The sequence below is a fragment of the Nocardia sp. CA-084685 genome, assembly GCF_050955785.1.
GTDB lineage: Bacteria > Actinomycetota > Actinomycetes > Mycobacteriales > Mycobacteriaceae > Nocardia.
Genome location: NZ_CP192094.1, coordinates 8406990 through 8421008 on the forward strand (window position 1 = coordinate 8406990; position 14019 = coordinate 8421008).

Sequence of the window (14019 nt, forward strand, 5' to 3'; positions counted from 1 at the left end):
CGTACATCTGCCGGTCGAGCCATATACCGAGTAAGGGCGTCGGCATGGCGAATCGACTGAGTGCGTGCCGATTTCAGTGGACAGGTTGGGTCAACGGGCGGGGACCGAGGCCATATCGGTTCGATCGAGTACTTCCTGTGGTACCTCGATGCCCGGCTCGAGATCGTCCGAGGGGATCGGGGCGTCCCAGACCTGACGCAAGGGCAGGACGCCTGCCCAGACGCCGCCGGTTTCGATATCGGCGGCGTCGTCCTTGGGGGCACCGGTTCGGACCTTCACCGATGCCTCGGTCAGGTCGAGAGCGAGGACCATGGTGGCGGCCATTTCCTTTTTGTTCGGCCGCCGCACGCGATCCCACGCACCCGGTGCGGAGTGTTCGACGATGACCCGCAGCGCGTGCATGCGCTCATCGGGGTCGGTGAGTTCCACGGCGCGGCCGCGCACCACGGCCGAGCGGAAGTTGGCGGAGAAGTGCATGGCCGAGCGGGCGTAGACGATGCCGTCGACCAGGGTGACGGCGATGGAGATATCGCCGGTCAGCGCCGCCCGCAGGTTTCCGGCGCCGGTTGAGCCGTGCAGGTACAGCGTGTCGCCATCGCGGCCGTAGACGGTCGGGAGCACCACCGGACTGTCGCCGAGCACCACGCCCAGATGGCAGACCAGCCCGGCGTCGAGGACCGCATCCAATTCGGCACGATCGGTCCGGCCGCGCTCCTTGGAACGTGTCAGGGTGGTACGTGGGGTAGGCGAAAGCGGCGGCCGAGAGTTCGTCATACCTTTAGCGTGGTCCCAGAAGTGGCATTCCGAAATAGCCAATTCACCGAAATTCGAACAGTCCAATTCGAGAGGTGCGCGATGCTGGAGGAACTTCCGCTCGTCCTCGACCGCGATGCTGACCAGCCATTATCGGTTCAAGTCGCGGAAGGCCTGCGCGCCGCGGCGAGCAATGGGCTGCTGCGTGCGGATGATCGACTCCCCTCGTCGCGAGCACTGGCCCAGCGCCTCGGCGTGAGTCGCACGGTGGTCGCCGCGGCCTACGACCAACTGCACGCCGAGGGCTGGATCGCGGGCCGCCGCGGCTCGGGCACCTACCTGACGACAGCCCCTGCCGAACCGCCCGCCCGCCCGAGTACACACAGCACCGCCGAGCACGCGCCGGATCTGCTCGATCTCGGCCCCGGCGCGCCCTGCATCGAGGCCCTCGACCAGGCAGCCTGGCGACGTGCCTGGCGCGCGGCCGCCGACGAACCTCCCATCATCCGCAAGGATCGCCGCGGCGAACCGGAATACCGCGCGGCGGTCGCCGAACACTTGCTGCGCCACCGCGGCCTCGGTGCGGGTTGCAAGTCCGTGGTGCTCGCGACGGCCGGAACCAGCTCGGCTGTCGGCGAACTCGCGGCCGCGCTACTGCGCCCCGGCGACGCCGTCGCCATGGAAGACCCCGGCTACCAGCGGGCCGCGGGCGCATTCGTCGCGGCCGGTGTCCGGGTACTACCGGTGCCGATCGATGCCGACGGCCTGTGCGTCGACCGGGTGCCCAATGGCATAAAGGCCGTGTATTGCACCCCGGCACATCAATTTCCACTCGGCACCCGCATGCAGGCGTCCCGTCGCGTACAGCTCGTCGAATTCGCCAGGCGCGCGGGCCTACTCGTCATCGAGGACGACTACGACGGCGAATTGCGCTACGACAGCGCCCCTTTGCCGCTGCTGGCCGCAATGGCTCCGGACGTCGTCATCCATCTCGGCACCACGAGCAAGATCCTGTCGCCGACCTTGGGGGTCGGCTGGCTCGTAGCCGCCCCGGATATCACCGAAGCCGTTGTCGCGCATCGTGAACGAACCGGCACCGGCCCGAGTCCGGCGGGCCAGCGCGTACTCGCCGAATTCGCCCGTCACGGCGATCTCGCCCGACACCTGCGCCGATTACGCCGCGCGGTCCCGCCACGTCGCGCCCTGGTCGTGGACGAGCTGCGCCGCCGTGGACTCGAAGTACTCGGCGACGACGCGGGTTCACACGTGGTGGTGCCACTGGGTTCAGGCGAAGCCGAACAGCATGCCGTGACGGTGGGCCGAAGGCGCGGTGTGGCGCTGGATGGACTGTCCCGCCATCACGTTGTGGCACAACAACATCCACTCGCAGCGGCAGTTGGTCCGCACACCTTCGGTATCGCGCTGGGCTACACAGCACTGAACTGGGCTGAGCTGCGTACCGCGATTCGGATTGCCGGAGAATGCCTTACACACCCATAGCGCCTCGCCCCCAGGTTGCAAACCCTGCCATCCGGTGGTCTGCCCGTCCTCGGCACGAACCCCCAGCCGTCACCGCCGGGCGTCTCCACCCCCGAATCCGGGACCGTGACCGTGCGAGCCATCCGCCGCGGGCGCCCTACTGGCGCCGCGCACCGATTCGCGCGCCGCGCAGGGTATCTCCCGCGAATTCGTGCGTGGCGTGCGAAAAGGTGCGCGCCGCCATGACGATCGCCGCCAGGGACGGCGCGATACCGGTGCACTGCGCGGAGGGTTGGCCCCGCCACCAACGACGGCGCCGTACCGGTGCACTGCGCGCCCTACTGGCGCTGCGCAGCGATTCGCGCGCCGCGTACGGTATCCCCCACAAATTCGTGCGTGGCGTGCGAAAAGGTGCGCGCCGCCAAGACGATCGCCGCCAGGGACGGCGCGGTGCTGGTGTACTGCGCGGAGGGTTGGGACCATGCCAGCTGGGCGATCTGCGCGCGGTTAGTTTTGCCCGTAGTCGTTGGGCCATCCCTCTGGGGCGATCGCGAGAACCTTGCCGTCTGATGTGTGGAGTTTCGGTGCGCTGTCCGTCGGGGCAAGTTCGAGCTTTCGCGGCGTGTCATTGTGGAATACCGCGAGGAGATCCCTTACCGACGGCGCTATCTCGCCACGCCATGGCCGAAGTTCGAACACGGCGATCACATCCCCGATCGTGAGGCCGGACCGTTCGCCGTGTTCAGCAGAACGGCCCAGTACTCCTCGCGAACCGCGTCCCACAAATCGCCGTGCTGAGGCAGCAACTCCCGGGCGTCGACCAGATCGGGATCCGCGTCGAAGATGATTGTTCCGGGCTGCACACCGGGCAGCGGCGCTCGCGACGGCATGCGGTATGCGGGGAACGACTCGCCGGTGAGCTGAACACGCAGTATGCGGGCAGCACGGTTGACCAGTTGCCACACCGCGACCTTCCCTGCCGGTATCTGCGTGGTACGCAACAGATTCGGGTTCATCGCCACCTCACACCCGATGTCGCTGCGCCACTGTGTCGTTCGGGAGGAGCCCACATCAGGAGGGCTTCGAGGTAGCGCTCGAGCACCTCGGTCGGCACATCGCAGTAGACCGCGGGCTGTGGCCCTTGAAACTTGGCTCGCTTCGGAAGATCTCGGCTCGGCATATACCGACCTCCGTGCATCGATGGCTGTTTGGATGCGCCCAGCCCCTGAGCAAACTCCCTGTTAACGAAAGGAAGAGTCGTCTCTCCGGGCGCTCTCTAAGAACAGCACTGCGGACCCAAACTGACATTGCCACAATGGATTTATCTTGAAACTGATCTAAATCCCCAGCGTGGATGCCAAACTGGCAGTCGAGCATGACCAGAGTGGCAATCGCACCCCACCAAACTGAACACGCCTCAGGAGCTGGAGTTGGCAGAGAGCACAGCACGAAAGGCATTGCCCCGCCGTGCGCTTGGTCGATACCTTCGCGACCAACGCAACAGCCAGGGGTTGAAGCTGGCTGATGTAGCAGCTCCGATGGAATGGAGCATAAGCAAACTCGGCCGAATCGAGCGAGGGGAAGAGGGCAAGCTACGGATCGCCGATGTCACGCAACTGTGTGGCATCCTCGGCTTCGACGCGGACCGAACCGCCGTCATGGTCGGTCTCGCTCAACAAGCTGACGTGAAGAACTGGTGGCACGCGTTCGGCGATCTCATCCCCGAAGGTTTCGTGATGTACGTCGACCTGGAGTCGACCGCCCATCAGATGACTATCTTTCGGCCGGACCTGGTTCCGGGTCTGTTGCAGACCGCCGCATATGCCCGCGCACTGGATCGAATCTACTTTCCGCACGACTCCGAGGAAGAGCAGGAGCGCCGCATTCGACTGCGGATGCAACGACAAGCCATCCTCACCCGCAGAACCAAGCCAACCCGCGTCGAGGTAGTACTGCATGAGTCGGCGCTTCGCACTGTGGTCGGCAGCTCCGCGACGATGGCGGGTCAGCTGCGCCACCTTGCCGACATGAGCACCCGTCCCAATCTCAGTATTCGGGTGCTGCCGTTCTCGGCAGGACTCCCGGTCGGCATTCCGATCGGCCCGTTCGTGATATTGGACTTCGCGCCGGACGCCGAGGGGGTTATGGAGCCGACCGTGGTCTACGTCGAGAACTTGACCGGGGATATGTACTTTGAGAAGGAAGTGGACCTGACGACGTACCGTAGGGCATCTGCAACGATCCAGCACGCCGCGTTGGACGCTGTGGCAAGTAGAAATATGTTGCGGCAGATAGCGAAGGAGTTTTCGGGTGACCGTTGATTTGTCCGGTGCGCGCTGGTTCAAGAGCACTCGTAGCTCGGGAGGCAAAGAGTGCGTCGAGGTCGCATTCCTCGACGGCGACCAGGTCGGGGTCCGCGACTCCAAGAATCCGACCGGCCCGGCACTAGTCTTCAGCCCTTCCCAGTGGGATGCGTTCACCGCTGGCGTGCACGGCGGCGAATTCGACCGGTGAGTGTCGATCTGTCCAGTGCGCGCTGGTTCAAGAGCAGCCGTAGCGCGGGAGGCCAAGAGTGCGTTGAGATCGCATTCCTCGACGGCGACCAGGTCGGGGTCCGCGACTCCAAGAATCCGACCGGCCCGGCACTAGTCTTCAGCCCTTCCCAGTGGGATGCGTTCACCGCTGGCGTGCACGATGGCGAATTCGACCGGTGAGTGTCGACCTGTCCGGAGCGCTCTGGTTCAAGAGCACCCGCAGTGCCGGGAACTCGGAGTGCGTCGAGGTCGCATTCCTCGATAGAGGCACGGTCGGGCTCCGGGATTCGAAGAACCCAGCTGGCCCCGTACTTGTCTTCACACCCGGTGAATGGGACGCCTTCACCGCAGGCGTCTCCGACGGCGAGTTCGACCCCGCGTAGTCCGCGAGAACTAGAGCATCAGGCCCGGTCCGCAGCATTCGGATCGGGCCTTTTCGTGCCCGCAGAACCAGTCGCTCACGAGCCGATCGGGCCAGGGTCGATTCCCGAAGGACCGTGACCGCGCCGACGCGGTCGTAGCATGGTCCCCATGACCGAACAGGACATCCTGGCGCGTATCAAGAATCTGGTCGATCGTGAGCACGAGTTGCGGTCCAAGGCGACGGCCGGTGCGGTCGATCCGGTGAAGGAGCGGCAGCAGCTCGCCGAACTCGAGGTAATGCTCGATCAGGCGTGGGATCTGCTGCGCCAGCGCCGGGCGCGCATCGACGCCGGTGCCACGCCCGAGGAGGCGCAGGAGAACCCGGCCCGTCAGGTCGAGGGTTATCTGCAGTGACCTCGAATTCCGCCGCCGAATACGACGTCATCGTGATCGGTGGGGGGCCGGCGGGCGAGAACGCCGCCGCCTACGCCATCGCGGACAGCGAGCGCACGGCCGTGATCGTGGAGCGGGAACTGGTCGGCGGTGAATGTTCGTATTGGGCGTGCATGCCGAGCAAGGCGCTGCTGCGACCGGCACATGTGCTCTCCGGGGCACAGGCCATGGCCGGAATCACCGCGAGCGGGCTCGACGTCGACGCGGTATTGAAGCGGCGCGATGCCTTCACGCATAAGCACGATGACAGCTCGCAGGTCGACTGGGCCGGCGACAATCGCATCGAGGTCGTCCGCGGGACGGGACGCCTCGCGGGCGAGCGACTCGTCGAGGTCGACGGCCGACAGCTGCGCGCGCGCCACGCGGTGGTGCTGGCCACCGGTACCAAGGCCACGGTTCCCGATGTGCCCGGATTGCGCGATGCGCTGCCGTGGACTTCCCGGGATGCGACCAATCTGCGCGAGGTTCCGAACCGGGTGGTGATCATCGGCGGCGGCGTGGTCGCGTGCGAGGCGGCCACCTGGCTCGCCGCGCTCGGCGCGAATGAGATCACCATGTTGGTCCGCGGCAATGCATTGCTCGGCAATGCCGAGCCCTTCGCGGGGGAACGTGTGGCCGCTGCGCTGTCCGATTCCGGTGTTCGTGTTCGGTTCGGCGCCCAACCCACACGGGTGACGCGCCCCGACGCGAAGGACTCCGGTGAAGGCTGGATTCACGGCGGTGTGGTGAGCGTCGAGATCGGTGATAGCGAGATCGAGGCCGACGAGATCGTGGTCGCCGCCGGGCGCGGGCCGGCGACAGCAGAACTCGGATTGGCTTCCGTCGGGCTCGCGGACGGCTATGTCGAGGTGGACGACCGGTTGACGGTGCGCGGTGTCGGCGGCGACTGGCTGTATGCGGTCGGCGATGTGAATCACCGTGCGGCACTTACGCATATGGGGAAATACCAGGCCAGGGTGTGCGGTGATGTGATTGCCGCGCGGGCTGAGGGGCGTGCGTTGGCGGATGCCCGATACGCGGCGACGGCCGACCACGGGCAGGTGCCGCAGGTGGTATTCACCGCACCGGAAGTCGCGTCCGTCGGACAGACCGAGGCGGCGGCGCGTAAAGCGGGCTATGCGGTCGAAACCGTGGAACTCGATATCGCGATCGCCGGATCGTCGCTGGCACGTGACGATTACGCGGGACGGGCGAAAATCGTCATCGATACCGCGACCGACACGCTGCTCGGGGCCACTTTCGTCGGACCGGAGGTTGGCGAGCTGATCCACGCGGCGACCGTTGCCGTGGTCGGCAAGGTTCCGCTGGCGACGCTGTGGCATGCGGTGCCGGCCTATCCGACGGTGAGCGAGCTCTGGTTGCGTCTGTTGGAGGCCCGCCGCTCCTAGTTACCATCGGAAAGATGTCCGATATCACGACCGCCGACGGAGTTGTCCGCGGTTACCGCGGCCGTCATGTACTGCGCTGGCGCTCGCTGCCCTATGCCGCGCCACCGGTCGGCGACTTGCGATTTCGAGCGCCGCAGCCGGTGGCGCCGTGGGCTGGCGTGCGCGAGGCCACCGCGTTCGGGTTCGCCGCGATGCAGCATCGCTCCGGTGCCAGGATCGGTCCGCGCCGGTATCAGCCGACCAGTGAAGACGCCCTCACACTCAATGTCGTCGCACCGATCGAACCATCCTCGACACCCCGGCCGGTGCTGGTTTTCATCCATGGCGGCGGATATCTGATCGGCACCTCGGCGCTCGGTCTGTATTCCGGTGCGCGACTGGTGATCGGCGGCGATGTGATCGTGGTATCGCTGAACTATCGGCTCGGCGCGTTCGGCTATGTCGATTTCAGTGAATTCGGCACGCCCGAGCGACCTTTCGACAGCAACCTGGGCCTGCGCGATCAGGTCGCGGCACTGGAGTGGGTGCAGCGCAATATCGCCGCGTTCGGCGGAGACCCCGGCAATGTCACCATTTTCGGCGAATCCGCCGGTGCCCATGCGGTACTCGCGCTGTTGGCTACGCCCGCGGCCAAGGGACTGTTCCATCGCGGCATCGCACAGAGTCCGCCCGCCGATTGGGGTATGAGCGCCGAGGACGGACGCGCTTTCGGCCGCCGATGTATAGACGCCCTGGGCGCCACACCGGATACCGCGGCCAAAGCGCTGATCACCGCCGGTGCCAACGACATTCGACGTGCGGTCGACAAGACCAGCGATCAGGTCTTGCGGGAGCGCCCAGGACTGTTCCCCATCGCGCCGGTCGTGGATGGTGAATATCTGCGGCAATCCCCGATCGATGCGATTACCAGCGGTGCCGCACACCAGGTTCCGCTCATCATCGGCACCAATCGCGATGAAGGCACCCTGTTCGCCAAGTTCGCCGATGAACTGCCGACCACCCCGGACCGCCTGCATGCCCTGCTCACCCGAGACGGCGGTGCGGAACTCGAATCCCGGGTCATCGCGGCCTATCCCGGCTATCCGGATGCGAAGGCCGCCGTTCGTGCCGGTGGTGATTATGTGTTCTGGCGGCCATCGGTCACCGTCGCGACCGGGCACAGTCGCTACGCACCGACCTATTCCTACCGTTACGACTTCGCCCCGCGCGCACTGCGTCTCGCGGGGGTCGGCGCGACCCATGCCACGGAACTCATCCCGGTCTTCGGCGCGGCCAATTCGCCGATCGGCCGGACCTTCACCGCGGCGGGCGGGCGACGTGGGATGCTCTCGGTCACCCGGCAGTTCCAGGACAATTGGCTCGCATTCGCGCGGACCGGGCGACCACTCCCCTCCTGGCCCGCCTATACCGAGGACCGGCGCACCACACTGATCATCGATGAGATCACCCGGCTGGAGAACGATCCGGACAAGGCCAAACGTATCGCCTGGCAAGGAATCCGGGTACCGACGTTGATCTGACCTACTTCAGCAGCCGCGACATGCGGCGGTCGGCGAGTACCTTCCCGCCGGTCTGGCAGGTCGGACAGTACTGGAACGAACGCTCGGCGTAGGAGACCTCGCGGACGGTATCGCCACACACGGGGCACGGCAGGCCGGTGCGAGCGTGTACCCGCATGCCGGAGCGCTTTTCGCCCTTGAGGCGAGCGGCGTCCTGTCCCACCGAGCGCTGCACGGCGTCGGTGAGCACCGAACGCATGGCGTCGTACAGCACCGAAATGGTCTCCGCCGACATGGTTTTCGTGTTGGCGAAGGGTGAGACCTTGGCGGTGTGCAGGATCTCGTCGGAGTAAGCATTGCCGATTCCGGCCAGCAGCGACTGGTCCACGATCGCGGTCTTGATGCGTTGTGATGCGCCGTGCAGGATCTCGCCGAATTGCTCCTCGGTCACCTCGAGTGCGTCCGGGCCGAGGCGCGCGATGCCGGGGACGAGTTTCGGATCGTCGACGATGTACACCGCGAGCCGCTTCTTGGTGCCCGCCTCGGTCAGGTCGAATGCGGGCGTCATCCCCTCGGGGGTGAAGAAGTGCACCCGCAGTGCGAGCGGGCTCTTGCCGCCCGGTTTGGGTGGTGTCTGGCTGGGCTCGTCGACCCACCGCAACCACCCGCCGCGGGACAGATGGGTGATCAACCAGAGCCCGTCGCACTCCATCCCCAGAAATTTCCCCCACCGACCCGCCCCACTCACATCCCGCCCGGACAGCGCCGTAACCGGCGGATCGAACGTCTTGACCGCACTCAATGCCGCCACATCGACACGCCCCACCACCGCGCCGACCGCATGCTCCCGCAGGAACTGCGCCAACGCCTCCACCTCCGGTAGCTCAGGCACGCCCCTCAGGCTACCTCCCCTCACCGACATCGGCGCAGTTCAGGATCAAGATCAGGTGGACATGACGGCGGGGGCGTCTCGGCCGATGCCGCCGTGGATGCCACCTGATCTTGATCGCCGGGTAGGCGACGACGGGCGGCGAGCAGTCGGCACGCCTGGGCTGGCGCGGGCGGGCCGCAGCAGGGCAGGAGGACAGCAGGGGAGCAAGGCAGCAGGGACGCTCGCTTGGGCAAGAGTGGGGCGCCTGTGCCGGGTCCAGATGGCTTGTGAGGTATCGAGATCCGTTGAGTGCAGTCATATGGCGGTGCCGCGGGGCGTATGGTGCGGCGTTTCGACTGCGCTCGGCGAGCTAGCCGGACCTGATAGCGCGACAACCTATATGGGCGGGGCGGGCTAGGGGGCCGAGGTGAAGTGGGTGCGGTGGTTTTCGGCCCAGGTGCGGAAGGGGCGGGGTGGGGTTCCGGTGATGTGCTCGACGGTGGGGTGGACGACCGAGGTGAACGCCTCCAAGGCGGTGGCGCGTAGGGCCATGATCGCGTCGGCCATCTCGTCGGGCACGCCGTGGTCGATGATCGACTGGCGGGCGACGGCGGGTTCCACTTCGACATAGCGGAGCGGGCGGCCCAGTACGTCGGCGAGGATTTCGGTTTGCTCGCCGGGGGACAACGGCTGTGGGCCGCTCAATGTGTAGATCTCGCCCTCGTGGCCTTCGGTGGTGAGTGCTGTCGCGGCGACGGCGGCGATGTCGTGCGGGTCGACAACGGCGATGCGGCCCTGGCCGAAGGGCGCGTAGACCGCGCCGTGATCGCGAATCGAACCGGCCCAGTGCAGCGCGTTGGCCATGAATCCCAAGGGGCGCACCATCGTCCACGGGACTCCGCTGTCGCGGACCGCCTGTTCACCGGCGCGATGCCAGGTGGGAATCGGATCTGTCGCGGTGTCGTCACCGGTGCGGCCGGATGACAGCTTGACGATGTGCCGGACGCCCGCACGCGCTGCCGCCTGTCCGAGATTCGCGTCATGAGTGGGGATTTCGGGGCCGCTGGACAAGAGGAACACCCGATCGACACCTCGCACCGCATCGGTGAGGCTGTCCGGATCACTGAGGTCCGCACGCACCACCTCGATGCCGTCGGACAGTCCGGCGAGTTCGGGCCGCCGCGCCACGGCCCGCATCGGAACCCCTCGTCCCAGCAACCGGCCGACCAACTCGCGGCCTACGGTCCCGGTCGCTCCGGTCACCAGAATCATCAACTTCTCCTTCGTCGAGCTGCCGGGCCGAGCGGCCCGAGGCGAAGTCCACCTTCGGCAGACATGCCTGAATGCACCATCAATCGACGAAGATCAGCGGATACTTTCCATATCTAGCGTGAGGTTGAAAGATATTTCCATGATCGATGACGTTGATCGCGGACTGATCCATGCACTGCACATCGACGGCCGCGCACCGTTCAGCAAGATCGCGACGGTTCTGGACGTCTCGACGCAAACCGTCACCCGCCGCTACCAACGCCTGCGCGCCGCCACCGGACTGCGAGTGGTCGGCCTCGCCGATCCGAGCCACGCCGGATACACCCAGTGGCTCGTGCGCCTCACCACCACCACGGCCAGCGGCCAGAACCTCGCGAATTCGCTGGCCCGCCGCCCCGACACGTCATGGGTGAAAATCATCTCCGGTGGCACGGAAATCCTTCTGGTGGTGAGCATTCCACGCGGCGATACCTCTCGCTCGATACTGCTGCGCGACCTCCCCCGAGCCGCAGGCATCACTGCCGTCTCCGCGCATTACGTGCTGCACACCTACCTCGGGGGACCGACCGCATGGCGCGGACACATCACCGCACTGCACGAACAGCAGCGAAAACGACTGGAGCCGAACCGATTCGGGCCCACCCACCGTCGCGCCCTCGCGGATACCGATGCCGCGCTATTGAATGCCCTGCAACAAGACGGCCGCGCGAGCTCGGCCCAACTCGCCACGGCGACCGGCTGGTCCCACGCCACCGTCACCCGACGGCTCGCGGAACTGCGAGCGGCACAGGCGATCTTCTTCGATGTCGAACTCGATGACGCTGTCTTCGGCGCGACTACCCAAGCGCTGCTGTGGATGTCGGTGGCACCATCACAGCTCGACCGTGTCGCGACCGCGCTGGCCGAGCACGAGGAATTGGCTTTCGTCGCGGCCACTACGGGCCCGACAAACCTTGTCGCCCAAGCCATGTGCTCGGATCCCGAGGCCCTGCACCACTATCTGACCCAGCGACTCGGCGCGTTCGAGGCCATCCATACCTTGGAGACCACGCCCGTCCTCGTCACCGTGAAGGCGGTCGCACGTCACCCACCCGGACGCAGGAGATAGACGTCGAAGATCCAACCCTTTTCTGCGCGCAACCGAGTGCGCCGCTCGACGATCTCCTGCTCGACCGCGCGCAGCGGCCCCTCGATCAACGTCTCATCGGGCATTCCCAGATACGCCCCCCACCAGATGTGCACGTCGTCGCAGGGCACCTCCGTGAACGAACAGTCAGCATCCAGCATCACTAGGGTCGAGCCGCTGAGCCCGTCCTCGCGCAGCCGACGCCCGGTGGTGATGTGCACCGGCTCGCCGATGCGATGCAGCACCATCCGATGCCGAGCGGCCAAGGCCTGCACACTGGTGACGCCCGGGATCACCTCGTAATCGAAGCTCTGGCCACCACGAGCGAGCACCCGTTCGATCATGCGCAGTGTGCTGTCGTAGAGCGACGGATCGCCCCAGACGAGAATGCCACCGACCCCGTCGACCTGCGCGAACGCATCCTCCAGCAGCGCCGAACGGCGATCGTGCCAGTCCTCGACAACGCCCTGGTAATCGGCGGGATCCCGGTCCCGCGTCGGATCGGCGATCTCCACGATGCGGTACGGGTGATCGAGGTGTTCGGTGAGAATCGACGTGCGCACGTCGACCAGTTCCTGCTTCTCGGCGCCCTTGCCGATCACGAAAAACACCTCGACCTGCCGCATTGCCTTGATCGCCTGGACCGTCACCTGGTCCGGATCCCCGGCACCGATGCCGATCACGTAGAGCTTGCGCATGGCTCGAGCTTGCCATTGCACGACATGGGTAAGCTCGCCAGGCGTGGCCAACAATGCTGATACCCAGTACGAGGACCTGCTGCGACTGGTCCTGGAGTCCGGTACCGCGAAGGCGGATCGCACCGGCACCGGCACCCGCAGTATCTTCGGCCATCAGCTGCGCTACGACCTCGGCGCGGGCTTTCCGCTGATCACCACCAAAAAGGTGCATCTGAAGTCGATCGTCTACGAATTGCTGTGGTTCCTGCGCGGTGATTCCAATGTGGCCTGGCTGCACGAACACGGCGTCACCATCTGGGACGAATGGGCCGATCGGCACGGCGAACTCGGCCCGGTCTACGGCGTGCAGTGGCGATCATGGCCCACCCCCAACGGCACCCATATCGACCAGATCGCCGAAGTACTGCACACCCTGCGCACCAATCCGGATTCCCGGCGCATCATCGTCTCGGCCTGGAATGTGGCCGACCTCGACAAGATGGCATTGGCGCCGTGTCACGCGTTCTTCCAGTTCTATGTAGCCGATGGCAAGCTGTCGTGTCAGCTCTACCAGCGCAGTGCGGATCTGTTCCTCGGCGTGCCGTTCAATATCGCCAGTTATGCCCTGCTGACGCACATGATCGCGCAGCAGACCGAGCTGGAACCCGGTGATTTCATCTGGACCGGCGGCGATTGCCATATCTACGACAACCATGTCGCGCAGGTCACCGAGCAGCTGAGCAGGCAGCCCTACCCGTTCCCGATGCTGAACCTGCGGCCCGCGCCGACTTTGTTCGATTACGTCTACGAAGATGTGGAAGTGGTCGGCTACCAACATCATCCGGCGATCAAGGCGCCGGTGGCGGTGTGAACGCAGCTTCGCGTAGCGATTCGGTGCGGGACGGCGACGCGGCGACGGGAGCGGGTGACCGCGTCATCGGTCTGATCTGGGCGCAGACTCTGGATGGGGTGATCGGCTTCGAGAACACCATCCCTTGGCGCGTGCCCGAGGATATGGCGAATTTCAAGGCCGTCACCATGGGGCACCCGGTCATCATGGGCCGTCGCACCTGGGATTCCCTGCCGCCTCGATTCCGCCCGCTCGATGGCCGCCGCAACGTCGTGGTCACCCGGCAGCCCGACTGGTCGGGCACGGGCGCCGAACGCGCCGCATCGCTGTCCGACGCACTCGCCGCGACCGCACCGGAGGACGTCTGGATCATCGGTGGCGGCGAAATCTACCGAGCCGCTATGGATTTCGCGACCGACCTGCTGGTAACCGAGGTGCAAACCACCGTCGACGGTGATGCTTACGCGCCCGTTGTCGGCCCCGAATGGCATACCGACGATACCGAGCCATGGCACGAGTCGAAATCGGGCCTGCGCTTCCGGATTCGTCGCTACACCCGTCAGTAAGCCAGCCCGTCGGCAAACCTTCCGCATCACACATTCAGGACTGCGCAGCACTCGTCGCACACCGACCGGGGGCGAACACGCCGCAGACCGGCGCGGCGACCAAACCGGACACACGTCACCCGTCGGTCGGGCATACTCCTGGATATCAGCCCGTGTCACCAGCCCTGATCCGGCTGATTGCATCTGCG

The 14019-nt window shown here is 65.8% G+C and carries 17 protein-coding genes; 12 read left to right on the forward strand and 5 right to left on the reverse strand.

Annotation, left to right across the window (positions count from 1 at the left end; all coding sequences use genetic code 11):
- Positions 1-90 precede the first annotated feature (90 nt).
- Positions 91-774, reverse strand: coding sequence for a pyridoxamine 5'-phosphate oxidase family protein (locus tag ACQP2U_RS37080; protein ID WP_433711810.1), 684 nt, complete (start codon positions 772-774; stop codon positions 91-93).
- Between the two features lie 81 nt (positions 775-855).
- Here ACQP2U_RS37080 and ACQP2U_RS37085 point away from each other — a divergent pair, with 81 nt between their 5' ends.
- Entirely contained in the window at positions 856-2253 is a 1398-nt protein-coding gene (locus tag ACQP2U_RS37085) for a PLP-dependent aminotransferase family protein (protein ID WP_433711811.1), read from the forward strand.
- 375 nt (positions 2254-2628) lie between these two features.
- Positions 2629-2802: a hypothetical protein gene (locus ACQP2U_RS37090; protein WP_433711812.1), complete on the forward strand. Its 174-nt coding sequence runs from the start codon at positions 2629-2631 to the stop codon at positions 2800-2802.
- Positions 2803-2936: 134 nt separating this feature from the next.
- Here ACQP2U_RS37090 and ACQP2U_RS37095 read toward each other — a convergent pair whose 3' ends face one another.
- Positions 2937-3248 carry a hypothetical protein gene (locus tag ACQP2U_RS37095; RefSeq protein WP_433711813.1) on the reverse strand — a complete coding sequence of 104 codons (312 nt, stop codon included), beginning with the start codon at positions 3246-3248 and terminating at the stop codon, positions 2937-2939.
- Between the two features lie 441 nt (positions 3249-3689).
- On the opposite strand from ACQP2U_RS37095, the gene ACQP2U_RS37100 reads away from it, so the two are divergent.
- From ACQP2U_RS37100 to ACQP2U_RS37130, 7 genes are all read left to right on the forward strand, one after another.
- Positions 3690-4553 carry a helix-turn-helix domain-containing protein gene (locus tag ACQP2U_RS37100; protein ID WP_433716710.1) on the forward strand — a complete coding sequence of 288 codons (864 nt, stop codon included), beginning with the start codon at positions 3690-3692 and terminating at the stop codon, positions 4551-4553.
- A complete protein-coding gene (locus tag ACQP2U_RS37105) occupies positions 4543-4746 on the forward strand; it encodes a DUF397 domain-containing protein (protein WP_433711814.1) in 204 nt (67 codons plus the stop codon). The genes ACQP2U_RS37100 and ACQP2U_RS37105 overlap by 11 nt, the downstream gene beginning before the upstream one ends.
- On the forward strand, positions 4743-4946 hold the full coding sequence (locus tag ACQP2U_RS37110) for a DUF397 domain-containing protein (RefSeq protein ID WP_433711815.1): 204 nt from the start codon (positions 4743-4745) through the stop codon (positions 4944-4946). Before ACQP2U_RS37105 ends, ACQP2U_RS37110 begins: the two co-directional genes overlap by 4 nt.
- Positions 4943-5149, forward strand: coding sequence for a DUF397 domain-containing protein (locus ACQP2U_RS37115; protein WP_433711816.1), 207 nt, complete (start codon positions 4943-4945; stop codon positions 5147-5149). The genes ACQP2U_RS37110 and ACQP2U_RS37115 overlap by 4 nt, the downstream gene beginning before the upstream one ends.
- 148 nt (positions 5150-5297) lie before the next feature.
- A complete protein-coding gene (locus tag ACQP2U_RS37120) occupies positions 5298-5543 on the forward strand; it encodes a DUF2630 family protein (protein WP_364340887.1) in 246 nt (81 codons plus the stop codon).
- The gene (locus ACQP2U_RS37125) at positions 5540-6970 is read left to right on the forward strand and encodes a dihydrolipoyl dehydrogenase family protein (protein ID WP_433711817.1); all 1431 of its coding nucleotides are present in this window, start codon (positions 5540-5542) and stop codon (positions 6968-6970) included. The genes ACQP2U_RS37120 and ACQP2U_RS37125 overlap by 4 nt, the downstream gene beginning before the upstream one ends.
- A 14-nt stretch (positions 6971-6984) precedes the next feature.
- A complete protein-coding gene (locus tag ACQP2U_RS37130; protein ID WP_433711818.1) occupies positions 6985-8490 on the forward strand; it encodes a carboxylesterase/lipase family protein in 1506 nt (501 codons plus the stop codon).
- 1 nt (position 8491) lies between these two features.
- Here the strand turns inward: ACQP2U_RS37130 and ACQP2U_RS37135 are convergent, their stop codons facing one another.
- The gene (locus ACQP2U_RS37135; protein ID WP_433711819.1) at positions 8492-9361 is read right to left on the reverse strand and encodes an Fpg/Nei family DNA glycosylase; all 870 of its coding nucleotides are present in this window, start codon (positions 9359-9361) and stop codon (positions 8492-8494) included.
- Positions 9362-9754: 393 nt separating this feature from the next.
- Positions 9755-10612, reverse strand: a complete 858-nt coding sequence (locus ACQP2U_RS37140; protein WP_433711820.1) for an NAD(P)H-binding protein — start codon at positions 10610-10612, stop codon at positions 9755-9757.
- A gap of 139 nt (positions 10613-10751) precedes the next feature.
- Here ACQP2U_RS37140 and ACQP2U_RS37145 point away from each other — a divergent pair, with 139 nt between their 5' ends.
- Complete coding sequence (locus ACQP2U_RS37145; RefSeq protein WP_433711822.1) at positions 10752-11720, forward strand: Lrp/AsnC family transcriptional regulator; 969 nt, start codon at positions 10752-10754, stop codon at positions 11718-11720.
- On the opposite strand, the gene cobF is transcribed toward ACQP2U_RS37145, so the two are convergent.
- A complete protein-coding gene (gene cobF / locus ACQP2U_RS37150) occupies positions 11696-12436 on the reverse strand; it encodes a precorrin-6A synthase (deacetylating) (RefSeq protein WP_433711823.1) in 741 nt (246 codons plus the stop codon). The genes ACQP2U_RS37145 and cobF overlap by 25 nt on opposite strands.
- Here cobF and ACQP2U_RS37155 point away from each other — a divergent pair.
- Positions 12435-13286, forward strand: a complete 852-nt coding sequence (locus ACQP2U_RS37155; RefSeq protein WP_433711825.1) for a thymidylate synthase — start codon at positions 12435-12437, stop codon at positions 13284-13286. The two genes, cobF and ACQP2U_RS37155, sit on opposite strands and share 2 nt — an antisense overlap.
- Before the next feature lie 23 nt (positions 13287-13309).
- Positions 13310-13831, forward strand: coding sequence for a dihydrofolate reductase (locus ACQP2U_RS37160; protein WP_433716711.1), 522 nt, complete (start codon positions 13310-13312; stop codon positions 13829-13831).
- Positions 13832-14019 lie beyond the last annotated feature (188 nt).